This is a genomic window from Zhongshania guokunii, from assembly GCF_040892635.1.
GTDB lineage: Bacteria > Pseudomonadota > Gammaproteobacteria > Pseudomonadales > Spongiibacteraceae > Spongiibacter > Spongiibacter guokunii.
In genome coordinates, this window is sequence record NZ_JBFRYA010000008.1 from 94,859 (window position 1) to 120,945 (window position 26,087).

General features: G+C 50.9%; 20 protein-coding genes. 4 read left to right on the forward strand and 16 right to left on the reverse strand.

What is annotated here, in order from left to right; translation table 11 throughout:
- Positions 1 to 8 precede the first annotated feature (8 nt).
- Positions 9 to 2,381 carry a phosphoenolpyruvate synthase gene (gene ppsA / locus AB4876_RS10695; protein ID WP_368381650.1) on the forward strand — a complete coding sequence of 791 codons (2,373 nt, stop codon included), beginning with the start codon at positions 9 to 11 and terminating at the stop codon, positions 2,379 to 2,381.
- 100 nt (positions 2,382 to 2,481) lie between these two features.
- On the opposite strand, the gene lpxD is transcribed toward ppsA, so the two are convergent.
- From lpxD to AB4876_RS10725, 6 genes are all read right to left on the reverse strand, one after another.
- On the reverse strand, positions 2,482 to 3,531 hold the full coding sequence (lpxD, locus tag AB4876_RS10700) for a UDP-3-O-(3-hydroxymyristoyl)glucosamine N-acyltransferase (protein WP_368381651.1): 1,050 nt from the start codon (positions 3,529 to 3,531) through the stop codon (positions 2,482 to 2,484).
- A 266-nt stretch (positions 3,532 to 3,797) separates the two neighbouring features.
- Positions 3,798 to 4,727, reverse strand: a complete 930-nt coding sequence (locus tag AB4876_RS10705; RefSeq protein WP_368381652.1) for a DUF808 domain-containing protein — start codon at positions 4,725 to 4,727, stop codon at positions 3,798 to 3,800.
- Between the two features lie 160 nt (positions 4,728 to 4,887).
- Positions 4,888 to 5,706 carry an SDR family NAD(P)-dependent oxidoreductase gene (locus AB4876_RS10710; protein WP_368381653.1) on the reverse strand — a complete coding sequence of 273 codons (819 nt, stop codon included), beginning with the start codon at positions 5,704 to 5,706 and terminating at the stop codon, positions 4,888 to 4,890.
- Between the two features lie 29 nt (positions 5,707 to 5,735).
- A complete protein-coding gene (locus tag AB4876_RS10715; protein ID WP_368381654.1) occupies positions 5,736 to 6,677 on the reverse strand; it encodes an alpha/beta fold hydrolase in 942 nt (313 codons plus the stop codon).
- Positions 6,674 to 7,537 (reverse strand): SDR family NAD(P)-dependent oxidoreductase, encoded by an 864-nt coding sequence (locus AB4876_RS10720; protein ID WP_368381655.1) that lies wholly within the window; start codon positions 7,535 to 7,537, stop codon positions 6,674 to 6,676. The genes AB4876_RS10715 and AB4876_RS10720 overlap by 4 nt, the downstream gene beginning before the upstream one ends.
- A gap of 10 nt (positions 7,538 to 7,547) precedes the next feature.
- Positions 7,548 to 9,014, reverse strand: coding sequence for a flavin-containing monooxygenase (locus tag AB4876_RS10725; protein WP_368381656.1), 1,467 nt, complete (start codon positions 9,012 to 9,014; stop codon positions 7,548 to 7,550).
- 91 nt (positions 9,015 to 9,105) lie between these two features.
- Here AB4876_RS10725 and AB4876_RS10730 point away from each other — a divergent pair, with 91 nt between their 5' ends.
- Positions 9,106 to 9,783 (forward strand): TetR/AcrR family transcriptional regulator, encoded by a 678-nt coding sequence (locus AB4876_RS10730; protein WP_368381658.1) that lies wholly within the window; start codon positions 9,106 to 9,108, stop codon positions 9,781 to 9,783.
- Positions 9,784 to 9,837: 54 nt separating this feature from the next.
- Here the strand turns inward: AB4876_RS10730 and AB4876_RS10735 are convergent, their stop codons facing one another.
- Both AB4876_RS10735 and AB4876_RS10740 read right to left on the reverse strand, forming a co-directional pair.
- Positions 9,838 to 12,387, reverse strand: coding sequence for a TonB-dependent receptor (locus AB4876_RS10735; protein WP_368381659.1), 2,550 nt, complete (start codon positions 12,385 to 12,387; stop codon positions 9,838 to 9,840).
- A 63-nt stretch (positions 12,388 to 12,450) separates the two neighbouring features.
- On the reverse strand, positions 12,451 to 13,617 hold the full coding sequence (locus AB4876_RS10740; protein ID WP_368381660.1) for an alkane 1-monooxygenase: 1,167 nt from the start codon (positions 13,615 to 13,617) through the stop codon (positions 12,451 to 12,453).
- Between the two features lie 203 nt (positions 13,618 to 13,820).
- Here AB4876_RS10740 and AB4876_RS10745 point away from each other — a divergent pair, with 203 nt between their 5' ends.
- Positions 13,821 to 14,423: a TetR family transcriptional regulator gene (locus AB4876_RS10745; RefSeq protein WP_368381661.1), complete on the forward strand. Its 603-nt coding sequence runs from the start codon at positions 13,821 to 13,823 to the stop codon at positions 14,421 to 14,423.
- Positions 14,424 to 14,467: 44 nt separating this feature from the next.
- On the opposite strand, the gene AB4876_RS10750 is transcribed toward AB4876_RS10745, so the two are convergent.
- Positions 14,468 to 15,211 (reverse strand): class I SAM-dependent DNA methyltransferase, encoded by a 744-nt coding sequence (locus AB4876_RS10750; protein WP_368381662.1) that lies wholly within the window; start codon positions 15,209 to 15,211, stop codon positions 14,468 to 14,470.
- Between the two features lie 119 nt (positions 15,212 to 15,330).
- Entirely contained in the window at positions 15,331 to 17,343 is a 2,013-nt protein-coding gene (locus AB4876_RS10755) for a beta-propeller domain-containing protein (RefSeq protein ID WP_368381663.1), read from the reverse strand.
- 185 nt (positions 17,344 to 17,528) lie between these two features.
- On the opposite strand from AB4876_RS10755, the gene AB4876_RS10760 reads away from it, so the two are divergent.
- A complete protein-coding gene (locus tag AB4876_RS10760) occupies positions 17,529 to 17,846 on the forward strand; it encodes a Rieske (2Fe-2S) protein (RefSeq protein ID WP_368381664.1) in 318 nt (105 codons plus the stop codon).
- Positions 17,847 to 17,944: 98 nt separating this feature from the next.
- On the opposite strand, the gene fusA is transcribed toward AB4876_RS10760, so the two are convergent.
- The 6 genes from fusA to purB all read right to left on the reverse strand — a co-directional run bounded on the left by fusA (position 17,945) and on the right by purB (position 26,026).
- The gene (fusA, locus tag AB4876_RS10765) at positions 17,945 to 20,035 is read right to left on the reverse strand and encodes an elongation factor G (protein WP_368381665.1); all 2,091 of its coding nucleotides are present in this window, start codon (positions 20,033 to 20,035) and stop codon (positions 17,945 to 17,947) included.
- A 261-nt stretch (positions 20,036 to 20,296) separates the two neighbouring features.
- Positions 20,297 to 21,730 (reverse strand): LVIVD repeat-containing protein, encoded by a 1,434-nt coding sequence (locus tag AB4876_RS10770; RefSeq protein ID WP_368381666.1) that lies wholly within the window; start codon positions 21,728 to 21,730, stop codon positions 20,297 to 20,299.
- A gap of 57 nt (positions 21,731 to 21,787) precedes the next feature.
- Positions 21,788 to 22,456: a DUF305 domain-containing protein gene (locus AB4876_RS10775; protein ID WP_368381667.1), complete on the reverse strand. Its 669-nt coding sequence runs from the start codon at positions 22,454 to 22,456 to the stop codon at positions 21,788 to 21,790.
- A 176-nt stretch (positions 22,457 to 22,632) separates the two neighbouring features.
- Positions 22,633 to 23,547, reverse strand: coding sequence for a GNAT family N-acetyltransferase (locus AB4876_RS10780; RefSeq protein WP_368381669.1), 915 nt, complete (start codon positions 23,545 to 23,547; stop codon positions 22,633 to 22,635).
- Complete coding sequence (locus tag AB4876_RS10785; protein ID WP_368381670.1) at positions 23,525 to 24,658, reverse strand: JmjC domain-containing protein; 1,134 nt, start codon at positions 24,656 to 24,658, stop codon at positions 23,525 to 23,527. Before AB4876_RS10785 ends, AB4876_RS10780 begins: the two co-directional genes overlap by 23 nt.
- A 3-nt stretch (positions 24,659 to 24,661) precedes the next feature.
- Complete coding sequence (gene purB / locus AB4876_RS10790; protein ID WP_368381671.1) at positions 24,662 to 26,026, reverse strand: adenylosuccinate lyase; 1,365 nt, start codon at positions 26,024 to 26,026, stop codon at positions 24,662 to 24,664.
- Positions 26,027 to 26,087: the final 61 nt, after the last annotated feature.

The window sequence follows — 26,087 nt, forward strand, 5'->3', positions numbered from 1 at the left end:
GAAACAACGTGTCAGAATACGTAATCTGGTTCAACGATCTAGGAATGAACGATGTCGACCGTGTTGGCGGCAAAAATGCATCCCTAGGCGAAATGATCAGCCAGCTGTCACAGGCCGGTGTTTCGGTTCCCGGTGGCTTTGCTACAACTGCTGACGCGTTTCGCGACTTTCTCCAGCAGAGCGGCTTAAACGACCGCATTATTGCAGAACTCAAAGACCTCGACATCGAAGATGTAAAAAATCTTGCTGTTGTCGGTAAAAAAATTCGCCAGTGGATTGTCGAAACACCTTTTCCAGAGGCGCTTAATACTGCCGTGGTTCAAGCCTATGAGCAACTGGTAGATGGCAACAATGCCATGTCTTTTGCGGTTCGCTCTTCGGCAACCGCCGAAGATTTACCGGATGCCTCGTTTGCCGGCCAGCAAGAAACCTTTCTTAACATCCGCGGCCTCGACAATATTATGATCGCGATCAAAGAGGTGTTTGCTTCTTTGTACAACGACCGCGCTATTGCTTACCGCGTGCACCAAGGCTTTGAACACGCCGACGTGGCGCTGTCTGCCGGTATACAGCGCATGGTGCGTTCCGAAACTGGCGCCGCGGGTGTTATGTTCTCGATGGACACCGAATCCGGCTTCGACGGCGTGGTATTTATCACCGCCTCTTACGGTTTGGGCGAAACGGTTGTGCAGGGCGCCGTAAACCCCGACGAATTCTATGTCCACAAAGCGACCTTAGCCAAAGACCGTCCCGCAGTGTTGCGCCGCAACCTTGGCAGTAAAATGATCAAGATGGTTTACGGCAGCGACGCCAGCGCCGGTAAATCGGTTGATACCGTTGACGTGTCCAGCGCCGACCGTCAGCAGTTCTGTCTTAATGACGACGAAGTACTGGGTTTGGCCAAGCAGGCCATGATTATTGAGCAGCACTACCAGCGGCCAATGGATATTGAATGGGCTAAAGATGGCGACGACGGCAAGCTTTACATTGTGCAGGCCCGCCCTGAAACCGTAAAAAGCCGTGAATCCACCACTTTAATGGAACGCTACCTGCTTAAAGAAAAGGGCGCCGTACTGTGCGAAGGTCGCTCAATTGGTCAGCGCATTGGTGCCGGTCCGGTTCGCATCATCAACGATATTAGCGAAATGGACCAGGTTCAGCAGGGTGATGTGCTGGTAACCGACATGACGGACCCCGATTGGGAGCCGGTAATGAAGCGCGCGTCGGCAATAGTTACCAACCGTGGTGGTCGTACTTGCCACGCGGCGATCATTGCGCGCGAAATGGGTATTCCTGCAGTAGTCGGCTGTGGCGATGCCACCGAATTACTGCCCGACGGCAAATTGGTAACCGTATCGTGCGCTGAAGGCGACACTGGCATGGTTTACGAGGGCATTCTCGACTTTGACATAAACCGCAATAAGCTCGACGCCATGCCGGATCTGCCGTTTAAAGTCATGATGAATGTCGGCAACCCCGACCGCGCTTTCGACTTCCAAGGCTACCCTAATGCCGGTGTTGGTTTGGCGCGCTTAGAATTCATTATTAACCGTATGATCGGTGTACACCCCAAGGCGCTGATTAATTTCGACGACATTCCCCAAGATGTGCAAACCGCCGTAAAGCGCCGCATTGCGGGCTACGCCAGCCCGGTCGAGTTTTACGTAGAAAAACTGGTTGAAGGTATCTCGACCATCGCCAGCGCCTTCTACCCCAAACGCGTTATTGTGCGGATGTCCGACTTTAAATCCAATGAATACGCGCATTTGATTGGTGGCAGTTTGTACGAGCCATCAGAAGAAAACCCCATGCTGGGTTTCCGTGGTGCCTCGCGCTACATCTCGGATTCCTTCCGTGAGTGTTTTGAATTGGAGTGCCGCGCACTGAAGAAGGTGCGCAACGACATGGATTTAACCAATGTCGAAATTATGGTGCCTTTCGTGCGTACCGTCGGCGAAGCCAAGCAAGTAATTGAACTGCTCGAAGCCAATGGCCTGAAGCGCGGCGAAAACGGCCTGCGCGTGGTAATGATGTGCGAACTGCCCGCCAACGCGTTGCTGGCGGAGCAATTCTTGGAGTACTTCGACGGCTTCTCAATTGGCTCCAACGACCTTACCCAGCTAACGCTAGGTTTGGATCGCGACTCCGGCCTTATCGCCCATCTGTTCGATGAGCGCAACGACGCTGTAAAAGCCCTGCTGAAAATGGCGATTGATGCCTGTAAAAAACATGGCAAATACATCGGCATTTGCGGCCAAGGCCCATCGGATCACCCCGACTTTGCTCAGTGGTTAATGGAGCAGGGCATCGATAGCGTGTCGCTGAACCCCGACTCGGTATTGGATACATGGTTGTTCTTGGCTGAGAAGCTGCGCACGTAAGTAGCGACGCTTCCCGCTACCGTGTTCCCCGTGAAAGCGGGGATCTAAAATAAAAAAAAGGCCGCAATCGCGGCCTTTTTTTTGCACTAAATTCAGCTAATTAATCTGCGGAATCCGCGGGTAATAAAGACTTTAGCTGCTTTTCTAACTGTCTGATCCGGCTCGACATTTCATCTAGCTGGGTGTAGCGCACGGAGTTGCGGCGCCATTTTTTAACATCTTGTTGCGGTGGCGCCGAGGCAAACACGCCGGCTTCGGTATTGCCCTTAGTGACAATGGTGCCGCCGTGGAAGTGGCTGTTATCGGCAATGCTGATGTGGCCATTAATAGCCACTGCGCCAGCAACTGTGCAGTTCTCACCGAGGGTCGCACTGCCCGCAATGCCCACACAGCCAGCAATGGCCGAGCGCTTGCCAATTTTGACGTTGTGGGCAATATGCACAAGGTTGTCGATAATCACGCCATCGCTAATAACAGTGTTGCCCAGCGCGCCGCGATCTATCGAGCAGTTAGAGCCAATTTCAACATTGTCGCCAACGATCACCGCCCCCAGTTGATGAATTTTTTGCCAGCCATCGCGGCTAGGCGCAAAGCCAAAACCGTCGGAGCCAATTACTGTACCGCTGTGAATCAGACAGTTTTTGCCAAGGCTCACGCCGTGATAAATCACCACATTGGGGTGAATCAAGGTGTTGTCGCCAATGCTGGCGCGGTCGCCAACAGACACGCCGGAATACAGCTTGGCGCCATTGCCAATAGTGGCGTTTTCACCCACCACGCAATTGGGGCCAATTGCGGCGCTAGGGTCTACCTTGGCGCTCGCGGCAATAACCGCAGAGGGGTGAATACCTGTGGCGAGCTGCGACAAAGATTCAAACAGTGCCGATACCTTGGCGTAGGCCAAATAGGTGTTGGCAACAATAAGCTTGTTGCCCGTGTATTTGTCGGCGAAATCGGCATTAAGAATAACTGCGCCAGTGGCAGACTCGGCAAGATACTGCAAATACGACTCTTGATTGATAAACGATAAATCAGACGAGCCAGCAGCTTGTAAATCCGCTATGCCTGCGATCATGTGATTGGCATCGCCAACCAGCTGCGCATCAAGGTATTCGGCAAGCTCAGACAAGCTTCGTAGGGTGTTAGCCATGTGGTGATCTCCGTCGGTACCCAGTTTTATTGAGTTAGCTAGGGGTGGAAGAGCTGGCGATCGAAACCGCGGCTCAGACTAGGTGTTATGTGGGCATCAAATTCTATGGGCAAACGCGTTTACCGACGTTTCGACAACCGTGGCGGTATTTTACGCACCGAAGCGTGTTTACACTGAGTTATTTTGGTGAAAATTCCATCCCTGGGTGTAATTCAATAGGTGGTTCGAGAATTGGTTCACAGTGTGGCCTGATGGCTACCTTGTGACTAAAGAGTGGTCGCTCGTTCCTTATGTGTTGCTTTGCCGGATAGTATTGTAAGGCCGATGACCACTAGGGCACCCGCGAACACGCCGATAAGACCGTTAAAAAGGGTCTGCGCGATGCCATTTGCCAAGCCATTGCTGAAAATGTGCAGGTGGCTAAGGCGAATTTCAAGCTGGGCGTAGTGATCAAAGCCGTGGCTTAAAATACCGCCACCCACCAAAAACATCGCCAAGGTGCCAACCACGGTTAAAGTCTTCATTAGGGCCGGTGCTAACCATAGTAAGAAGTTAGCCAGTGCAGTGGCAACCTCACTCTTTACCTGAAGTAAAAATAGGCCGAGGTCATCAATTTTTACAATCAGTGCCACCAAACCATAAACGACAATGGTGATGCCTAGTGCAACAATTGCCAGCACCATAACTTGCTTGCTAAAGGCCTCTTCCTGAACCGTACTAAGGGCAATAACGATAATCTCTAAGCTCAAAATGAAATCTGTGCGAATTGCGCCTTTAACTCGTTCTTTTTCTAAGCTTATAAGGTCGGCTTCACCGTTCTTTATAAGCGCTTCGCTTTGGGCGTGATCTTTAATTCCTCGATGTGCAATGCTATGCCAAACTTTCTCTGCACCTTCAAAGCACAAATAAACGCCTCCTAGCATTAGTACTGGAGTAATTAGCCAGGGCATAAATAAACTGGCCAATAGCACCACGGGTACAATAATCACCTTGTTGAGCAGCGAGCCTTTTGCCACCGCCCATACTACCGGCAGCTCTCGGTCGGCGCGAACATTGCCAACCTGCTCGGCGTTTACTGCTAAGTCATCGCCCAACACACCGGCCGTCTTTTTAACGGCAACCTTAGACATCATTGATATGTCGTCTAGTAAGGTCGCAATATCGTCGAAAAGCGCTAAAAGTGAGCCTGTCGCCATTGAATACCACCCATCGTTGAGAATTCCAGTCAGTAAAATTCTACCGAGCATACTATATAAGCATGGATAGATAAGGCGTAACTACAAAGTAATTTTTGCGCCGATATCCCGTCCTGCTGGGACGGGTCCCTATGCTTGGTATAGTTTTTGTCTTGCTTTTTTACCTCGCGGAAATTCCCCGCATTCGCATCATCGCTTTAACGACGTAAACATACGCGCTCGGTAATATCCTTGCCAATAAATCTTGGGCGCGGCCGTCGCTGATAAAAATACGGCCGACATTTTTTTGCACGCCGCGCAGGATGATTTTGGCGGCGTCTATTGGCTGGGTTCCCCGCTGTAATTCTTCGTGGAATTGTTGGGTGCCGCTATTGTGATGATCGGCATTGAGGGTAATGTTGGTTGCCACTGCGCCGGGATGCACAGTGTGAAGTGTTACATTGCGAATACCGCGAATGCGGTGTTCTGCGCGCAGGCTGTCGGTAAAGCCACGCACGGCAAATTTGGTGGTGCAATAAGGCACGAGATAGGGCAGGGCGAGAATACCTTGAGTACTCGATAGATTGACGATAGCCGCCTCTGGACGCTTAAGTAGGTGCTGGTAGCAGCGCTGGGTGGTGTGGATTACACCCCAGTAATTGATGTTGGTGATTTTTTCAAAGTCTTGCTCGCTGGCTTCGCCAAAGGTGAGGTCCCCTAGCGCGATGCCGGCATTATTAATCAGTAGGTCGATGCAGCCAAAGCGGGCGAGGACATTGTCGATAAAATCGTTGATAGCCTGTTTGTTGCCTATATCGACAATTTCACTGTAATAGTCTGCGCCTAGCGCGGCGAGCTGGCCTTCGGTGGTGTTGAGTTTGGTGATATCACAAAAGGCAATTTTGGCGCCTTGGCGGGCAAGCTCCATCACTAGGTGATGACCGATGCCGTCGCCACCCCCGCCAGTAACAATGGCGACTTTGTCTTTAAATGTTTTCATGCTTGGTCTCTTATTTTGTGACGCTGGATTTAATGGTGTTTGGCCAGAAAGGCGAGCACATCTTCTGCGCTTTGGCTCGGGGCCTCGGTCATGGGCATGTGGCCAAGTTTGGGGTAGGTAATGAGTTCAGCATTGACTATGCCATTTTTCCAAACCTCGGCGCCGCTGACATGTAATAAACGATCTTGTTCACCCCATAGGATCAGTGTTGGCACTTGGATGTCGGGCAGTCGATTATCTAAAAAGTCCGTGCTGTGAAAATCTTGGAATATACGGGCTAGGGACTCACGACGGGCGATGTAGTCATCGGCCATATAATCCAATATCATTTTGGGCAGCCATGGTGGCTGGGCCATCGTCATAGCGTAAAATTCAGTAAATTCTGCGCGGCTACTCATTTCAAAGGGGTTGCGGCCTGCGGCGAGCATCTTAAACATGTCGCTTTCTTGGGGCGAAATGACGCCAGCGGCGTCGACTAATACCGCGCTCTGCACACGATCAGGATGGTGTAGTGCCAGTTGCCCAGCGATAAAGCCGCCCATGGAATTACCGATTATATGAGCGCGTTTAATGCCCAGTGTGTTCATGGCTTCGACGACACGCTGAGCCTGACTTACGGTGTCGTATTTTAGCGCTGGGTCGAACGCGGTTTCGCCGTGGCCGGGCAGGTCTAAAATAATGACGCGATATTGCTTGGTAAAGTGACGAGCAAAACGCATCCATACGGTTTTATCTGCGCTGTAGCCATGAATCATGATGACACTTTCTTTTCCGTCATCAGGGCTGTTTTGCCAGCTCATCATGGTGCTATCGCTGACGTCGACCTCGGCGCGGTGCAGACCATAGAGGCTTGTTTCAAGACTACTGGCAAGGTGCAGTGCTTCACCGCCAATACGAGGGTAGGTCACGCCGGCCCAAATCGCAAAGCTGGTCGCCACTGCGATAAGCGCAAAAATAATGGACTTCTTCATCCTGCATTCCTTTCATTTATTGTCGATGTTGGTTGGCTAGGCGAGGGCTGCAGCGGGTAGTCGCTGCGATCAATTACATCGCGCATGTCCCACCAAATGAGCTTATTTAGCAGGCGCAAGGGCACTAGGTTTGAGCCAAGCCAGGTTTTGAATGAATCTTTACCGTAAACAATCTTTGGTGTGCCGCGACGTATACCGCGAATTACGTGGCGCACAATTTTCTCTGGCGGCGTAGATAGGTATTTGTCTGAAAAGGCTTGGTGCTGAGGCACATTGGCAATATTGGTAGCAATGCCTCCGGGATGCACAAGGTGTACACTGATTGGGCTGTCGTGTAATTCGACCATTAAGGCTTCGGTAAATCCGCGTACAGCGAATTTCGCCGCGCTGTAATCACTGTTGTTCGGTGGTCCGATCAAGCCAAAAATGCTCGATACATTTACCACCGCGCCTTCGCCGTTTGCAATTAACTGGGGCAGAAAAGCTTGGGTGCCATGGACCACACCATAAAAATTAATACCCATCACCCGTTCAATGGCAGCGAGTGGCGTTGCCCACACTGGCTTGCCAGCCCCGGACACACCGGCGTTATTGATAATGACATGGGCGTTACCGAGTTTGGCTTTTACGTCCGCGGCAAAACCTTCCATGGCGTCGCGGTCGGCAACGTCGAATGTCGCGGTGTACAGCTCCGTTGTATTGCTCTTGCGGACGAGTTCAACGGTTTCGGCAAGGCCTTTGCCGTCGTAGTCGTTAAGGGCGAGTCTAGCGCCAAGTTTGGCGAATTCTATCGCGTAGGCGCGCCCCATGCCTGAACCCGCACCGGTAATAACGATCAATTTATTATTAAAGTTTTTCATGTTTGTGGTCCTAGCTAAGTAGGTGGTGTTTTGATTTAAAGCGGCTGGCTAAGCGTCGAAAGGTGAAACTGAATCCCGGGAACATGGCGACGACGTGGCCGCTTTTACTTTGATACCAGCTGGTGCAGCCACCGGATTTCCACACGGTTTTTTCCATTTCAGAGTGCACCATGTTGGTGTAGGCAGCTTCGGCATCGGAGCGAACTTCAATGGCTTGCTTGCCGGACGCCTCCAAGCGGCGAATGCTGTCAGTGATGTATTTCATTTGCGATTCAATAACAAAAATCGCCGAGGTGTGGCCTATGCCGGTATTTGGCCCAGTTACCACAAAGAAGTTGGGGAAGCCGGGAATGGTAGTGCCAAGGTAGGCGCGGGGGTATTCATTCCACGCCGAGGCGAGACTTTTGTTGTCTTTGCCAATAACCGGGTAGGAGATGACTCCGTCGGTGGCGTCGTAGCCGGTAGACCAAACGATTAAATCCACATCAACTTGCTGGCCCTTGACAGTGGCAATGCCGGTTTCGTTGATCGCACTAATACCGTCGTGTTTGTCGTGCACAGTGACATTGTTTTGCGAGAGCGCAGGATACAAGGTGCTAGACAAAATCACCCGTTTACAGCCAATGGTGAAATCAGGAGTGAGTTTTTGGCGCAGTATTGGGTCTGGCACCTGCTTTTTAAGCAGCTTTAAGGCTTCGCGCCCAGCTAATAGATTGAGTAAGGTCTTTGAGTATTTAAAGCCGATAACGCGACTTTCTAAACTCCAGTAGATCGTCCAGCGCAGAGCTTTGTAGAGCAACTTAATGCCGAGTAATTTGCGTTGTAAAGGAGAAAACTTTCGGTCTGGGCGGGGCAACACCCAATGGGGGCTGCGCTGAAAAACATGCAGCTCAGCCACTTTGCCGGCAATCGCCGGTATTATTTGCGCGGCACTGCCGCCACTGCCAATGATGGCGACTTTTTTTCCCGTGTAGTCATAGGAATGATCCCAGCCATTGGTGTGGAAACTTTTGCCCTTAAACGTATCACGACCCGGGAAGTTCGGTATCACGGGCGTGCTTAGCGGGCCAGAGGCGTTAATTAATATCTGCGCCGCAAAGCTACCCGCAGCGTCGGTTTCTATCAGCCACTGCTTGGCGCTGTTATCCCAATGCACTTGTTTTACATTGGCGTTAAGCGTGGTCTTATCGCGCAGGCCGTGCTTGTCGATCACCTCGTTGGTGTAGCGTTGTAGCTCATCTTGCTCGGCAAACATTTGCGACCAAGGGTAGGGTTCCGACGAGATAGAATACAGTGGCGACTGCACATCTACCGCGGCGCCAGGATAGCTGTTTTGGCACCAGGTGCCGCCCATATAGTCGCGGCGCTCTAAAATACGAATGTCGCTGATGCCCTGTTCCTGCAGGCGCATCGCTGCACATTGCCCGCCAAAGCCACTGCCGATGATAACAACCCGATAGCGCTGTTGTGATTGCATGGTTTTATTCTCCACTAAAGGCCTGTTAATTTTTATCTGACGACAAGTGACGTCACTTTACTTCTGATGGCGCTTGTCGTCAAATACCGAGATGGAAAATAAATCACAAAATACCCAACAAGATAAGCAAACGGGTCGAACCTATGGTGGCGAAAGCGCCGAAGAGCGGCTGGCGCGTCAACGTAGACAGTTTATGGATGCCGGCCTCGAACTATTTGGCACGGTTGGCTACCGCGCCACGACCGTTAGAATGCTGTGCAAGCAGGCTGGTTTGACCGACCGCTATTTCTATAAAACCTTTAGCGACACTGAAGACCTATTGGCAGCGGTGTATACCGAGTCGCTAGACCAGATTCAATCTGGCGTGATCGCCGCGATTAACGCATCGGCAAGCCAGCAGCCGGCCGGCGATTTGATAGAGGCTGGTCTTGAGGCGTTTTTTAGGGCCTTTGAAAATGCGCGAATGGCGCGGGTGTGTTGGTTAGAAGTGCTCGGTGTTAGCCCGCGTATAGACACACTGTATACCAGCCGTATTCAGCAGTTTGCTGACCTGCTACTAGACCTTGGTAAATCGATGTTGCCAGATTGGCGACTGTCAGAAACAGAGACTCGGATTACGGGGATTGCACTGATTGGTGCTATTAGCCAGTCGGCCTTGCATTGGTTGTTGGAGGATTACTGTTCATCTCGCGCAAGCCTGATTAGTGCGAATGGGCGTTTAATACGAGGGCTTATTGCTACCTTGCCGCGTGATGGCGGTGATCAATAATGTAAAAAGGCCGGTTTTGAGCGCTCTAACTCAAAACCGGCAAGCATCTGATCGTTACCAGCGGTATGACGCTTGAAGTGCAAAGGTTCTCGGTGGGTTGGTGAAACCGTGGTGAGTTGTGGTTCCCGCAATAACTTTTTTGGCTACCGGCGTGTCGATTGCGTAAAGAATAATGAGTTCATCTGTTAGGTTTTTACCCAGCAGAGCCACTTCCCATACGCCGTCATTAGATGAGATTGAAATACGTCCGTTGAACTGAACAAAGGCATCTTGTTTTACACGGTCATCCAAGTTTGGAGAGGGGTGGTACTCGTCACTGAAGATAGCGTCGAGGTTGGCGCGCAAGGTGAGTGATTTGCCAAAGTCCCGTTCGTAACCCAGTAGTACATTACCTGAATAGTCGGCGGCGTACTGGTTGGTTTTACCACTGTAATCGCAGTTAATGCCGTTGGGGTGGTCTGGAATTTGGTCTTGGATACAGGTACCCAGTTTATGATCTTGAAATTCAAAGTCTAGAAACGCGAGTCCGGCACCTAGAATCATGTGTTCGCTTAAGGCTACTCGGCCATCGAACTCGATGCCCTGGGTGACCGCGCCCGCAGCATTACCCACGTTAAAGCCCAAAGTTCCATCAAAAACACTCACCTGTAAATTGTCGAACTGAGTGTAGAAGAGAGCTGAATTCAATTCGGCAACGCCGTCGAATAAGCTAGTTTTTAAACCTAATTCGTAAGAAGTTGCACGCTCCTCTTCAAACTCAAAACTACCGATTAACACTCGAGGATTAGCAAGCACGGCAGTTGGGTTAGACGGCGTGGGGTCGGCACTAGGCGAGGCGTTTGATCTAGCATCATAACCACCCGATTTAAATCCGCGCCGCGCAGAGAAGTAGGCCATTGCGACGTCGTTGACGTCCCATTGCAAATTCAGCAGTGGGGCAAATTGTGATTCGGTACGTTTGCCCGCTAAGTCGTGACGCTCTGCTGCAAAGGTAACTGCAGCTGCGGTGTCAGTTTCGCCAATTGGCAATACGCTGCCGTCTGGGAGGCCGAACTCAAGTTTGCGACTTCCGCTTTTCTTTTCGAATGTGTAGCGGCCGCCAAGGGTCAGGCGCCAGCTGTCGTTCATTATCCACGTACCTTGAACAAAGGTAGAGGCAATGATCGAGTCGCTCTTAAAGTCACGTGGCGAACGAATATCTATGAGTGAGTTGCCAGCATCGCCAATACCGAGTAATTCAAAACCGGTGTTGCCATTGGCGCCGGGGTCGTAATCACCGCGGCCGCCACCCTCCAAGATGTCTGCCGCATTAATCAGCTGCGGAATAAGGGTCGAGGGCAGTACAATCGAGTCAAAGAAATAAACATCGTTATATTGAAAGTAAGCACCGGCGATCATGTCAAAATTTTCGCCAGGTGCAGAGATCCAGCGAAATTCTTGGCTAAATTGCTCGTACTCTTCTTCCATTACAACTTGGAATAACGGTGCGCCGGTAAAGTCGCAGTCGCATTCTTCGTCGTATTGGTAGGCCATATACGCAGTAATAGACGTGAAGGTATCGCCGTCTACATACTTATTCATTTTAAAGGTAATATTTTGGGTGTCGTTATTGCTGAAATCGCCATTGGAGTGACGTTTGCGGTCAGCCTTTACATCTAACACCGAGTCATCGGCCTGCATGTTTAAGATTGACCCGTTATCTTGCAGCTGGATTAGGTCGCGGATACCTGAGGGCAAGGAGCCCACCAGGCCACCGGCGGCGCCTAAATCGGGAAAGGTGGTGTCGTTTAGAATTTCACCATAGGTGCGGCCGGTAAATAAAAATATATCGGAGTCAGAAGGGTTGTCGGTGAGGATTTCTGACTGTCGCCCGATAACGTCGAAGCTACCGAGTTCGAATTTCAACATGGCGTCGGCGTCGTTACCAATATCCCATGCTAGTTTAAGGCGGTAAGTTGCCTCGTCGCGCTGGGCTTCATCGCGGTTTAATACTTGGTTTTTTACAAAACCGTCAGTGTGACGTTGGCGCATAGAAAAGCGTGCCCTAAGATTATCGCTAACCGGGCCAGAGGCAACAAAGTCGATTACTTGTTCATTTAGTTCGGGCTCAAAGGTGGCTTGCGCGTAAAATTCAGTTTCGTCACTTGGTGATGCAGTGCTGATATTAATGGCGCCGGCAATGCTGTTTTTACCCAGCAGGATATTCTGCGGGCCGCGCAATACTTCGACGCGCTCTAGGTCGAGGAATGGCGCGCGAGCAAGCTGGGCGCGGCCATAGTAGATGCCATCTACATACATACCTACTGATTGCTCAAAGCCTTGGTTTTCGCCAGAGCCAATGCCGCGAATATAAATATCGGTACCGATGCTGGATTCAGTCATGGTGAAGTTGGGCACGTAGGCCTGTAGATCTTCAATTTTAGAGAGACCGGCCTCCATCATTTTGGCGCCACTAATGGCGCTCACCGAAACCGGTACGTCTTGCAGGCTTTGCTCACGGAGCTGGGCCGTCACCACGACTTCCTCGAGCTGGGCGGCAAATACGCTTTGGCTTTGTAGTGCACAAGCGCCAATTAAGCTCACTAAGGATGCTTTTTTTATCATTATGAAACTCCATTGTCGGCGCGGTGTTGCGCCGAATCATCTGGGTTGATATTGAATGCCGTGTTATGCGCCGGCACGGTGCTTAGCTGAGTTGAAATACATTTTGAGTTTTTCGGCCTTGCTCGGATGAACATTGGCTTTGTTGAAATCGCCACGGTGATGGGCCACAACCCGCGGGTTCATAACTTTGAACCACAGTGGCGGAAAGTAAGCGAGCATCATCATTGAAGCGTAGCCCGAGGGTAGCTGGGGGCTGTCTGAAAAATGGCGCAAGGCTTGAAAGGCCCGATTGGGGTGCGCGTGGTGGTCGGAATGGCGCTGTAGTTGGTAAAGGACTAGATTGGTAACAATGTGATTGCTATTCCAGGAGTGCTTGGGCAAACAGCGTTCATAGCGCCCGTTGGCGTCTTTCTGGCGCAATAGACCGTAGTGTTCAACGTAGTTGATTACTTCGAGTAAAGAGGAGCCCAAGACCGCTTGAATAGCGAGAAAGGCGAGGGCTGGCCAGCCTAAAACCGCGGTACAGGCGCCAAATAAAATAGCGGTCATTGCCCAGGCTTGCAGTACATCGTTGCGCCAGTGCCAAAACCCTAAGCCTTTGCGGCTGAGTCGCTCGCGCTCAATTTCACAAGCAGAGCGCAGGCTGCCTATTACGGTGCGGGGCAGGAAGCGCCAAAAGCTTTCACCCATTTTAGAGCTGGCGGGGTCTTCTGGAGTTGCAACGCGGCGGTGATGGCCAAAGTTGTGCTCAATATAAAAGTGGCCATAGGCAACCGGGGCAAGTGCGAGCTTGGCGAGAAACTGGCTGAGCGCGTCGCGCTTGTGACCCAACTCGTGGCCGGTATTAATGCCAATACCGTTTACATAGGCGCAGCTAAATATACCCGCGATGATTCCCCAAGTGCCGAGTTCTGTGCAGGCAAACCATACCGTAATAAGGGTGCCGGCGTACTGCAGCGGGATATAAGCATAAACAATGTATTTGTAGTAATTGTCGGCTTCTAATTGCGCAACCGCTGACTCCGGCGGGTTGGAGCGGTCAGTGCCGATAAAGAAATCTAGCGCTGGAATAATGAAATAGACGATGGCGGGTGCCATCCACCAGCCCCAAATTTGCCCAGTTTGCATGTAAATGAATGCCCCAAAAATGGGGAGTAACGGAACCATAAGCCCTAATGACCATAGGTAGCGTTTGGGGTCGTGCCATTGTGTAGTGGTGTTTGTGTTCATTCGCCCTCACCGATTATTATGTTTACAAGTGTTAAGATGTAATTTAGGTGATAACTTTACGACTGTCAAGTTAGTGTTGTAGACTAATTTGATATCCAGTTAGCGATTTTTAGAGATTTATTTATTGTTTGCCGTAATATTGCCGCCGTGCCTAGGTGTAGAGTGATAGATGGCCAAAAATTAGTTTTAGCGATGAGGACGGTATGAGTGAAAGTAAGCCCAAGCAAAGCCGCAAAGGTAATCGAGAGAAGTTAATGAATGCCGCTCTGGATTTGCTTGCCGAAGATCAGAGTGGTTTATCTGGCATAAGCTTGCGCCGTATTACTAAGGCCTGCGATTTAAGCCCGCCAGCTTTTTACAGCCATTTTGCGTCGATGGAAGAGCTGGGGTTGGCGTTGGTCAACGATGTAGGCAGCACCTTAAGGGCCCTGTTAAAAGGGGTGCGCGACGCTGATACCGAGGCCGCAGTTATTGCCGCTTCAGTTGAGGCGGCCTTCTCGTATATTCTTGGTAATGAATCACTGTTTATTCTTATCGCCCGCGAGCGGGCTGGTAGCTCGGCACTGATTCGCGCAGCAATTCGTAGTGAAGTTCGGCAGATTGTTGAGGAGATGGCCAGCGATTTCCATGAGCGGGGGCTTTTTGAGCGCTTTAGTTTGCCTGAGAAAGAAGCCGCAGTGGCTGCGATTGTATCGCTGGGATTGGCCCTGATTCCTGATCTACTTGATGTATCTCGAAACTCCGCTGCCGATGGTGACGCGCTGCTATCCGAATTTAAGTTTCAGGTGCAGTTTATTTTGTCGTGATGGATGAGATGGCAGATGTGTTCTGCCGAAGGGCTTGTGTACTGTTATTTTTTTACACAAATAAATAGCGCGTTCCCTGATGTGCCATCCCATGGAATTAACTTTTCATAGTCGTGCTCAAAAATATTCACCTCGAAAGAGGGGCTTAATAAGCTTTGGAGCTCCTCAAAACTCACCGCTACCATTGGGTGCTCGTCCTGCCAGGATTGAGTAACACCATTACAGGTCTTTTGAATATTGAGCTTTAGGGTTTGGCGTTCGCCGCTCCCCCCGTAATGCCATTTGGAGCTGAATACAAAGTTGCTGCCGTCTTGTACTGCGCAGTGACTGGTATATGAGCTATTTTCGATTTGGTATTTATCTACCGCGTTAAAGCAAAATAGACCGTTGGGTGTTAAAGCCATCGCAACCTGATGAAGGCAGTCTGCAAGGCGTTTAATGCTGCCGCTGTAGTGAAGCGAATAGAGAAAGCAGCTAATGAAATCGACGGGTTCGCTAACGACAAGCTCGCACATATCCTGACGACTGAATTGCGCTTCGGGACACCGCTGCTGAGCAATATCGAGCATTGGCTGATTTATATCTAAGCCACTGCTGTGGTAGCCGAGATCGATAAGGTGGCGAATATGCGGCCCGGTACCACAGCCTAAATCCAAATGCTTGCGGCCTTGGTTGCCAAAGATTTTATTAAGACGGTGGGCGGTATTACTCTGAGCTTGGTAGTCGATGTCGGCGCACATCAAATCGTAATAGGCCGATAAATCGGTATAGAGAATTGTATCGGACATGTGTGGGCGCGCGGCGGATTTTGAGGGTGGCGCAGTATAGCAATTACCTATGATTTGGAAAGTAAAAAAGGACGCTTAGCCAGATGTGCTATCCGCCCTTTTTTACCCACATTGCGCGGCTATTGCGGGCCTGTTTGCTGGCTAGAGTCAGACCACAGCGCCGACCAAATATAATCCCCAGACAGGAAAAACACCGCGTCGTTGTGAATGACCGAGCGATTTTGGCCGCCGTACCAATTGTTGCTGGGGGCGGGGCTGGCAATGATATTGCCAATTAGGTCGAGGCTCGCGGCGGCGGCATTAGTTTTGCCGTTGATTTCCATAAGATACAAGCGATTTTCACTTACGTAGCCGTCTTGTTCGGTATTGTAGGCGGACTGCACCGGCACGGTTAAACGGTCGCTGCCATCGGCTTGCTGAAGATAGGTGAAGGCGTGGCGGTTGTATTGCGCTTCTGAGTAATTCCAGCCACCTTCTTTGCCGAGTAAAAGGCTACCAAGTTCGCTGGGGTTATTGATGTCGCTGACGTTAAATAAACTGAGTTTGACCATGCCTTGATTTTGCGCAGATTGGCCCAAGCCCAATAGCAAATTGCTGTTTATTGGATGTAGAAAATCCGAGAAACCTGGGATTTCTAGCTCTCCGGCAATATAAGGATCGGCGGGGGCGCTGAGATCGATCACATAAAGTGGGTCGATTTGTTCAAACGTCACGAAATAGGCGCGATCTTCAAAAAAGCGAACGCCATACAGAGCTTCGTTGGCTTTACCTATTTCTTGCGGGCGCTGGGTATTGGGTAGGCTGCCGACGAGGTCTAAGCTTTTTGTGTCGGTATTTTCACGGAGAATACTGAGCTGGTGGTCGCGCAGATCAGTGCTGTCACTGGTATAAATTGTGGTCACTACCCGCAGTAAATCGTCGTATTCAGACATTCGGAAATCGGTCTGGCCCGGGCCCCAGAGTTGGCCAGCAATATCTGCCGAGCCGCTGTATTCGGGGCTGCCGGCGTTCAGTTTGAATTTGTGAATGCGGGTGTTGCCTGCTTGGCTAGTGTAGCGTGCCTGGCTTAAGTAGAGCGCTTTCTGGCTTACGTAGACGCCGCTGCTGTCTTCATTGAAACACACTGACTGTGCAGTGTTTGGCGAACTCAAGTTTATTGCGGTGACGCTGGTAATAACGGGGTAGGCATAGTCTCGTTTGGGGTCGTCGCGACTTAGTAAACAGTTTTGCGGGCTAAATAGGGGGCGGCTTTCGCCATTGATCGTTAACGTGGGAATGATGTCTTGGGGCTGGATTGCTGCCAGTTGTTGCGCATTGGCATTGGCTTCATTTCGGTTTGCCGGATAGGTGTAGATATTATCAAAATACGGGCTGTGGCGACTGATTATATACAGGGTGTCGCCAATGCGGCGGCTGTCTACCAGACCACCCTCAATGCCGATTTTCCACGTTAGTTCGGGTTGGGTAATAGTGCTGGTGTTGTAAATATTGATCGTCAAGTTCTGCTGCTGCCAGCCGAAAATTCCCAGCCATTGCACACCGTAAGGGCCGTAATATTGGCTGCTACCAATGCTGATTAGCTGTGTTTCACTAATGTATAGACCTTGCACAAATTCGCCGGCCTCAAGCGGAATAGTGCTTAACTCTGCTGTGGTGGCAGTTTCTGAATTAGTGCTCAGAATACGAATGCCGGACGATTGTTCGGGGCTGGGTGGTGCAAAGCTAGCGCTGTCGGCAAAAGCGCCACCTTGGCTAACGAAGCAGCAGCGCGACTGCAAGGTAGGTGCAATATACAGGTGGTCGCCGTCGTATTTGAGCACGTCGAGTTCGTCAACATTATTTTCTAAGGTGTAGGTGGTACTGTAGCTCGTGCTATCGCCACCGTTATCGGCACTAGGCGCATTTGCTTCGTTGGCGGCAACAGCTTGAAGATTGTTGTTGCTGTCCACAGGGCGGGTATAGGCGGCGCGGAATTGATCAATAAACTCAGCGTCGTTTTTGACTGCGCGTAATAAGCCTTTTTCTATGCTTCCGTTCGCGGCTAAGGGGCTTCCCGAGCTTCCGCCACCACAGGCGGCAAGGCCTAATAGGATGATACTGAGCGATATCGTTGAGGACAGCGATTGATACATGATCACTTACTCTTTTTGTATTTGGCGCGGCGCAGCTAGTAGTTATTTAAACGGCCAGAGCAGACTAGTATCTATAAGTGTATGCCTTTTGCCGAAAATGTACATTTTCGATAATAAACTGCTGGCTATTCGCGCAGTTGGATTTTGCGGTAAGCTTAGCGAACTAGGTTAAATTGTTGAATTCTATGCACTACTATCGATTGGAAAGGCTGATAAATCTGTTTGATGGCTACCGTCAGGTGTTCAAAATAAATAGCCACCATTTAATGCTGCTGCAAATTGACGGGGAGCGATTTTTAATAGAGAGCAATTGCCCGCATCGAGAGTATCCGCTTAAAAGCTCTGATGTGGACGGCAGCGATTTGGTTTGCCCTCAGCACGGCTATCGCTTTGATATACGCAGTGGCGAGTTACGGCATTACAGTGAAGAGCACTGTCGAAATCTACATTGTTTTGAATTGGTCGAGCGTGACAGCGAGGTTGGGGTGATACTGGATTATTAGTGTAAATTACTACGTAGCTTGTAGTTGCCATTTTCTGACAGACATAAAAAAGCCCTAGCAGTTTGCACTGTTAGGGCTTTTTTTACTGCGAGCTAAAATTACTTAGCGGCAGCGGCTTTCTTTTCTTTCTCTTTGGCAATGATTGTCTCAGCAACGTTAGCTGGGCAAGCCGCGTAGTGAGAAAATTCCATTGAGAACTGACCGCGACCAGAGGTCATGGTACGCAGGGTGCTGATGTAGCCAAACATTTCTGAAAGCGGTACATCGGCTTTGATACGTACGCCAGTAACGTTTGCTTCCTGACCAGAGATCATGCCGCGGCGACGGTTAAGGTCACCGATAACATCACCTACGTGATCTTCTGGGCTGTAAACGTCTACCTTCATTACCGGCTCAAGCAATTGTGGGCCGGCTTTAGGCATAGACTGGCGGAATGCGCCTTTTGCCGCTATTTCAAACGCGACTGCCGATGAGTCAACTGCGTGGAAACCACCGTCTACCAAGGTTACTTCAACGTCGAGTACGGGGAAACCGGCCAGAGGACCAACACCCATCATCGAGCGGAAACCTTTCTCGATGGCTGGGAAGAATTCCTTAGGAACGTTACCGCCTACAACTTTTGAGGTAAAGGTAAAGCCCGTGTTGGCTTCGCCTGGCTTGACGACGTAGTCGATCTTACCAAACTGACCAGAACCACCAGACTGCTTCTTGTGGGTATAGCTGTCTTCGATTTCTTTGGTGATGGTTTCGCGGTAGGCAACCTGTGGCTGACCTACAGTTAAGTCAACGCCGTAAGTACGCTTAAGGATGTCGACTTTAATGTCGAGGTGCAATTCGCCCATACCTTTTAGGATGGTTTCACCTGAGTCGATGTCAGTTTCAACGCGGAAAGTAGGATCTTCTGCAACCATCTTACCGATCGCAATACCCATTTTCTCAGTTGAGCCTTTGTCTTTTGGCGTAACAGAGATCGAGATAACGGGCTCTGGGAATACCATGGCTTCAAGGGTACATGGGTGCTTTGGATCACAAAGGGTGTGACCAGTTTGCACGTTCTTCATGCCCACGATGGCGATGATGTCACCGGCTTGTGCGCTGCTTAATTCGTTGCGCTCATCGGCTTGCATTTCAACCATACGGCCAACGCGTTCTGATTTGCCAGTAAAGGAGTTAAGGATAGTGTCACCCTTGTTCAACTTACCAGAGTAAATGCGGATAAAGGTCAGGGCGCCGAAACGGTCATCCATGATCTTAAACGCCAGCGCGCGGAAGGGCTCGTCAGCAGAAACAATAGCGAATTCACCGTTGCCGTTGCCTTCTTCGTCAGTTAACGGCTGTGGGTTAACTTCGGTTGGGGTTGGCAGATATTCAACAACTGCATCAAGTAGTAGCTGCATACCTTTGTTTTTAAAGGCAGAACCACAGTAGGTTGGGAAAAACGCTAGTTCAAGTGTACCCTTGCGGATGCAGCGCTTAACATCTTCATCTGAAGGCATTTCGCCTTCCATATATGCCATCAACAGGTCGTCATCTACTTCTAGCGCAGTTTCAACCAGCTGTTCGCGGTACATCTCAACGTCGTCAACCATGTCGGCTGGAACATCAACAACGTCGTAATTTTCTGGCTGACCAGAGTCGTCCCATACATAGGCTTTACGGCTAAGTAGGTCAACAACACCAACAAACTCATCTTCACGACCAATAGGCAGGGTCATGATAAGTGGGTTAGCACCCAATACTTTTTTAACTTGATCGGTAACGCGAATGAAGTCAGCGCCGATACGGTCGAGTTTGTTAACGAAAATCAGGCGCGATACTTTAGAGTCGTTCGCGTAACGCCAGTTGGTTTCAGACTGGGGCTCAACACCACCCGAACCACAGAATACGCCGACACCGCCGTCGAGTACTTTCAGTGAGCGGTAAACTTCTACGGTGAAGTCAACGTGCCCAGGGGTGTCGATAACGTTGAAGCGGTGGCCTTTCCAGAAACAGCTAACGGCGGCTGACTGAATGGTAATACCGCGCTCAGCTTCCTGTTCCATGAAGTCGGTTGTTGATTCACCTTCGTGAACCTCACCAATTTTATGAATTTTACCGGTCAGCTTAAGGATACGCTCGGTAGTGGTGGTTTTACCGGCATCAACGTGGGCGAAGATACCAATATTTCTGTAAAGGGATAAATCAGTCATAGCGCTCTCTATAAGCTGGGTTGAAAATAGGCCGCTAATGTACAGGAAATTAGGTGATTTTGCTCGTAGAAAAGTGGTACTAACAGCGATTGCGAAGGATTTTTTATCAATAAAGCCTGTTTTGGGCGTTTGCAGCTGCTATCCCGATCCTTTTTGCTCAAGAAATTCCGTATTAAGCTCATGTAAGTATTCAGTTTTTCGGGGATGAGTTGGCAAAAGTTTGTGGTGCCAACTCATCGTTATGTTAGCTGCGAGTCTCGACTAAGGATTCCAGACCCCATTTGTTAGTCGTACCACATAAAAGCCGCTGTAGCCGTCGGTATACCAAATTTCCTTGCGCTCGGGCACAAAGGCGGGACGAGACATGGCCCAGTTGCTGGCGGGAGCAGGAACGGTTAATACGCGGGGCTGAACTGGCGCGTTGAAATAAGCAATCTCGACGGGCTTTTCGGGATTGCGAATATCAAAGATACGCAAGCCGGATAAGATCATGCTGCAAGCCGCAATATCGGGGTTTACTCGGCTTGGCACCGAGCAGTAATGGCCAGCATAGCCGCCAGTTGGGTTAAAGGCACCGGGGTCATCGGCGATGGTGGCGCGATTTTCAGGCTCGTGTACTTCTAGGCGTAGATCGGAGACGACCCGCGGCTGGGTTTCGTCGCTAATATCAATAATGCGGCCAGCGCCCACAAACTCACCATGGGTGGTTACCGATGCGTTATTGCCGGGCTGGTTGGTGGAGTATTCGTCGATTTCTAGCAAGTAGGCTTTGCCATTGCGACTAAAGGGCATGGCGTTTTGGGGAATGGTTTGGTTGTCCCAAGATATATTGGCTATTTCACGAACCTGGGGGTTGGCTACCCGCGCCTGAATTTCCGATACATCTAGTATTAACACCCCGAAACCATTGCCTGAGGCGAGGTAGGCGCGGTTGCCGTCGTCGCTCAGTGACAAGCCGTGCGATGTGTAGTTGCCCGCCCACAGCGGAAGTGGCAGCGAGGGGTTAGATATATCTACGGCAGTCAGGGTTGGCGTACCTGGCGATGCGGAATAAAAGGTTTTTCCATCTGGCGTAATGCCACTTTCGTGACCGAGTGTGCCGACGAGCGCAGAGGATTTTAATACCGGATTGCGGCAATCTTCAGAGACGTCATACACATCGACTATGCCTGGATAAACCCCCGGGTTGCCCATTACCGCCGCTAATACACCTGCCTCTTGGGAAACTACGAGAGACTCATGGGGCGAAAGCATTGCCGGGGTAACGAGGCGGGCGGTCATTAGCGGGCTTGTAGGATCGCTCATGTCCAATACATTTACACCGACATTCATGTCTAAGACATTGCTCGGAAACAGTAAAGTACTGTCGTAATAGGCACACTCCCGTCCAGTTTTGTCGACATAGCGTTCAACTTTAAACCCGCCGACGGTGCCGATAGCGTTGGGGGTGAAATACGAACCCGCAAGCTCGGTATTGCAAGTGAAGCCCATTTCAGCGAGGCCGGCGTCGTGGTCTGCTTGGCTTACCCTGCCTTGCATACCGGACTCTGGTCGCGAGCCGGGGCCGCAGGTGGCGCGGCTAATACTCTCTTCGCTGGCAGGCCGCGCAGGGCTCGACGATTTACTGCCTGAGTTGCAGGCAATTAAAGCACTGGCGCTAATTAATAGCAGGGCGATGGATATACTGCGTGTCATGCTGACCTCACTTATTATTTTGAAACCGCGTTTTAGTTGCGTCGGCTATGTGTCGCTTTAATTTGCCGCAGCATTTTGCGGGGTAATTGCGGCGAGCATTATTTGAAATTGTTGAATTTCGGTAGCCTGGTCTAGGGTTATTCTCGCCGCTAGCGTTCGTACCGCCGGCAAGCTAGCCTGCTCGGCGGCAAATTCTGCCATGGGCAGGCCACCTTGGTGATGACTGAGCATTAGTTGTAAAAACAGGGTATCTCGGGCTAAACCTTCGCTGTTGCGCAGGGTGTTTAATTCTTCGAGGCTTGCCATGCCGAGCATGCCATTGGGCGAGCGCCCACAGTCGAGCAGGTATTGGTTTAAGCGTGAATTTGGCGGCTGTGTGCCGAGCAGCATCCACGACATATCAGTGTTGGCAGGTGTTACTGGCCGGTTCCATAGCCGCAGCCAACCTTGCATTTCGCCGAGTTCGACGAGCTGGGTCGCGGCGATGGCGCGCGCTTGGGCGGTGAGCCCAGTGGGGCGACCGTCTAATAATAATTGGGCCATTGCGATGGCTTGCCGGTGGTGAAGATACATGGCTTGGCTGAAGCCGATATCAATAGCACTGGGCGCCAAATTACGTAAATTTGCGCGGGCGTCTTGCAGATCTCGGTATTGATAGCCCGCAGCACTGCCAACCACTATGGCCAGGGCGGCAGCAAATATGTAGCTGAGTGTGCGAATAGCCAATTATTTGATCTCGTTGTTTTATATTTATTATCTGTGACCCTAAGCTCGATCCTAAATTACCGAGAAGCCAGGTGGTCTATGTGGTAATCGAGATAGTAGCAAATGTATTAACTGAAAACATCGAAAATTATTACAGGGCACTTGGCTGTAGGTGGCAGTAGCGCAAAAAGCGTTATTTAATAGAATGGCTTTAAGGAGAGTGGAGGTTTGGCGTGGCGCCAGAGGCGGTCAAAACTTTCACGGTAGTCGCGTGCTATTGATTCCACACTGCAGTATTCGGCGTTGTTGATGGCACTTTGATGTGGGTAGGTGATGAGTTTATCTTCATCGCCAACCATGAAAAATTCTTTGGCGCCAAAGGTGTGACCAATGCTGAGCTTGCGGATTGGTATCGCGGTTTTCCATTCGCGACTCATGTCGAGCAGTGGGTGATGATGTTCGCGCAGCGGCATTTCGTCGCAGATCATTAGAAAAATAGTGTTGCCCTGATGACGATGAATAAACTCATGGGCATAGCGCAAAAAATGTTCATTAGCATAGAGCGAATTCTCTAGGCTATGGCTGAATATTCGCAGTTCCCAGCGCGTATTTTTTAGTAGGTCGACAGCAGCTCGCGCGGGATTGGCTTGCAAGTTGATTTCTGCGGTAAACCCTCTGCGCAGCATTGGATTTAAGGTCATACGCATATGCTGGTGCGCTATGCCGGCGTCTAGAAAGCGAGGGCCAATGAGTTCAAAACCTTGCTGTTGGTAGAACTCAATTGCGTGAATTTGGGCGCCTAAGTGTAGGCTGGCAATTCCGCGATCTTTGGCTTCATTAATGCAATGTTGCAGTAGCGCCTTGCCTACGCCCTTGCGACGATAGGGTGGCAATACGGCCATGCGGCCGATGGTGCCGTTATCGAGCAGGCGTACGGTGCCAATCGCCTCCGTATCGTGAAAGGCTAGCCAGTGGGTGGCAGTAGTGTCGAATTCGTCTAACTCAAGTGCTTCAGGCACTTTTTGCTCATTGACAAACACCATATGGCGTATGGCAGTGAGTTGTTGTTGGTATTCGCTCCAAGCCGCTTTAACTATCGTAATCGTCTTCATCAAAGCAAAGCGTAGCACTACTGTAGAGCGCGTATAGCATTTCTTTGCTTAAACTTCGGAAATTACTTATAGGCTGGCCACATTCCTGCTGACACAGGGCCTTCACGTCGCTGGTTTGCTCGGGTGGATACGCAAAGGCCGCGCCATCGGCGTATAAATATTGGGCGTCGAAAGCGAGCCGAGCACCGAGGCGCAGCTGGGGGATTTCGCCGTCGTTTAGCGCTAATTGAAATTCATCAAAATCGAGGTGGTCGCCGGCCAGCTCCTCGCGGTCGTCGACGCGGGTCATCATACTGCCAAACCAGCGGGCAATTAAGGCATCGTTGTCGAGCTGCTTAAGTAGCAGCGCTTTTACGTGCTTATGAACCTCGCTAGAGATTTCACCTGTATTATTGCCAGCGCTCAGTGCGGGGTCGCGGTAGCGCTGCGAGGCATCGAGAAAGCTGGCAACTTCGTCACCAAAATCGCTAAACAACTCAGCTTCTGAGGGCGCTCTGAAACCGACCGATAGGGTCATGCAGTCATCGCCCTCGGCAACGCCCCAGTGGGCGACTCCTGGCGGTACATAAAGAATGTCGCCGACTTCTAGCAGGTATTCAGATTCGGTATTGAATTCCTTTAGCAGTTTTAGCTGGGGATGCGGATGCAGCGGTGTGTCGGGGCCGCAGTGGCCGCCGATTTTCCAACGACGTTGGCCACTGGCTTGAATCAGGAATACATCGTATTGGTCGTAATGGGGGCCGACATTGCCGCCGTCGGTGGCATAGCTCACCATGATATCTTCGGTGCGCCAGCGGGGAATAAAGCGGAACTCGGCGAGCACGTCGGCGAGGTCCGGCAAGTAGTGGTCTACGCTTTGGACCAGCAAGGTCCATTTGTTTTTGGGGAGCGTGGCAAACTCGGCCTCGTCAAAAGGCCCGTTGCGCAGCTCCCAGCCATCGTCAGCTTCAATAATAATACGGCTGTCGATGCCTTCTTCGCAGGCTAGCCCTGCCAGATCATTGCCGTCTAAGGGGCAATTGAAATTGGGGAGCGCGCCCTTTATTAAGGTGGCTTTGCGCTGCCAGACCTCATCTAAAAATTGCTGGGGGTCAAAGTTCTGCAGCGCCATCAATCAGATCCGCTTTGCTTGGGCAGCGGCATTGCCGATGTATTTGGCCGGAGTAAGCTCGCGCAATTCGGCTTTAGCCGCCTCAGGAATATCCAGGGTTGCAACAAACTCTTTCAGTATTTCCGCAGTAATGCGTTGGCCGCGGGTAAGCGCCTTGAGTTTTTCATAGGGTTCGGCAACGGCGTAGCGGCGCATCACGGTTTGAATAGGCTCGGCGAGCACTTCCCAGCTGTCGTCAAGATCGGCGGCTATGCGGGCGACATTAATTTCCAACTTGCTCAGGCCTTTCATCGTGGCGGCATAGGCCATGGTGCTGTAGGCAATGCCCACGCCCATATTGCGCAATACAGTGGAGTCGGTAAGGTCGCGCTGCCAGCGCGAGATCGGCAGCTTGGCGGCCAAGTGATTAAGCACTGCATTGGCCAGACCTAAATTGCCTTCGGAGTTTTCGAAGTCAATGGGGTTGACCTTGTGCGGCATGGTGGAGGAGCCCACTTCGCCAGCAATAGTGCGCTGTTTGAAGTAGCCCAGCGAGATATAACCCCAAATATCGCGGTCGAGGTCGATCAAAATGGTGTTAAAGCGCGCGATTGCGTCGAATAACTCGGCGATATAGTCGTGGGGCTCAATCTGGGTAGTATAGCGATTCCAGTTGATACCGAGTTTGCTAATAAAAGCGTCGGCGTGGGCTTCCCAGTCGATGTCGGGATAGGCCGACAGGTGGGCGTTGTAGTTGCCCACGGCGCCGTTAATTTTCCCTAGCAGGCTAACGTCGGCAATAGCCGCGCGCTGGCGGCGCAGACGGGCGACAACGTTGGCAAACTCTTTGCCCATTGTGGTGGGGCTGGCAGTTTGGCCGTGGGTGCGAGCGAGCATTGGCACGTCGGCAAACTCGTGAGCCTGCTCAGTCAGCTTATTAATAATAGCATCGGCGTCGGCGAGCAATAATTCGCGGCCTTCTTGCAGCATCAGTGCGTGAGATAGGTTGTTGATGTCTTCTGAGGTGCAGGCGAAATGCACGAATTCGGAAATTGCGGCTAATTCAGTGTTGCTGCTAATTGCGTCTTTAATAAAGTATTCAATGGCTTTAACGTCGTGGTTGGTAGTCGCCTCGATGTCTTTTACCTTTTGCGCGCCGCTTTCATCAAAATTACTAATGAGGGTTTCAAGTGCCGCATTGGCTGCTTGGCTTAGGGCGGGCACTTCAATCACGCCAGGGTTGGCGGCTAAGGCTTGCAGCCAGCGCACTTCAACAATTAAGCGGTATTTGATAAGACCAAATTCGCTGAATACGGGGCGCAGAGGCGCAGTTTTGCTGCCGTAGCGGCCATCGACGGGTGAGACGGCGGAAAGCGCGGATAAGTCCATGTTCAATACCTTTTACTGTGCTGTGCGGGGCGGGCCATGCGGAAAGCGCGCAATAATACAC

Bases quoted from the DNA above. Each gene is read 5' to 3' on its own strand.
- purB (WP_368381671.1), bottom strand. From the start codon at position 26,026: ATGGACTTATCCGCGCTTTCCGCCGTCTCACCCGTCGATGGCCGCTAC.
- AB4876_RS10760 (WP_368381664.1), top strand. From the start codon at position 17,529: ATGCACTACTATCGATTGGAAAGGCTGATAAATCTGTTTGATGGCTAC.
- AB4876_RS10785 (WP_368381670.1), bottom strand. From the start codon at position 24,658: ATGGCGCTGCAGAACTTTGACCCCCAGCAATTTTTAGATGAGGTCTGG.
- AB4876_RS10740 (WP_368381660.1), bottom strand. From the start codon at position 13,617: ATGAACACAAACACCACTACACAATGGCACGACCCCAAACGCTACCTA.
- AB4876_RS10705 (WP_368381652.1), bottom strand. From the start codon at position 4,727: ATGGCGACAGGCTCACTTTTAGCGCTTTTCGACGATATTGCGACCTTA.
- AB4876_RS10735 (WP_368381659.1), bottom strand. From the start codon at position 12,387: ATGATAAAAAAAGCATCCTTAGTGAGCTTAATTGGCGCTTGTGCACTA.
- AB4876_RS10710 (WP_368381653.1), bottom strand. From the start codon at position 5,706: ATGAAAACATTTAAAGACAAAGTCGCCATTGTTACTGGCGGGGGTGGC.
- AB4876_RS10745 (WP_368381661.1), top strand. From the start codon at position 13,821: ATGAGTGAAAGTAAGCCCAAGCAAAGCCGCAAAGGTAATCGAGAGAAG.
- AB4876_RS10720 (WP_368381655.1), bottom strand. From the start codon at position 7,537: ATGAAAAACTTTAATAATAAATTGATCGTTATTACCGGTGCGGGTTCA.
- AB4876_RS10715 (WP_368381654.1), bottom strand. From the start codon at position 6,677: ATGAAGAAGTCCATTATTTTTGCGCTTATCGCAGTGGCGACCAGCTTT.
- AB4876_RS10725 (WP_368381656.1), bottom strand. From the start codon at position 9,014: ATGCAATCACAACAGCGCTATCGGGTTGTTATCATCGGCAGTGGCTTT.
- AB4876_RS10750 (WP_368381662.1), bottom strand. From the start codon at position 15,211: ATGTCCGATACAATTCTCTATACCGATTTATCGGCCTATTACGATTTG.
- AB4876_RS10755 (WP_368381663.1), bottom strand. From the start codon at position 17,343: ATGTATCAATCGCTGTCCTCAACGATATCGCTCAGTATCATCCTATTA.
- AB4876_RS10730 (WP_368381658.1), top strand. From the start codon at position 9,106: ATGGAAAATAAATCACAAAATACCCAACAAGATAAGCAAACGGGTCGA.
- lpxD (WP_368381651.1), bottom strand. From the start codon at position 3,531: ATGGCTAACACCCTACGAAGCTTGTCTGAGCTTGCCGAATACCTTGAT.
- AB4876_RS10780 (WP_368381669.1), bottom strand. From the start codon at position 23,547: ATGAAGACGATTACGATAGTTAAAGCGGCTTGGAGCGAATACCAACAA.
- fusA (WP_368381665.1), bottom strand. From the start codon at position 20,035: ATGACTGATTTATCCCTTTACAGAAATATTGGTATCTTCGCCCACGTT.
- AB4876_RS10770 (WP_368381666.1), bottom strand. From the start codon at position 21,730: ATGACACGCAGTATATCCATCGCCCTGCTATTAATTAGCGCCAGTGCT.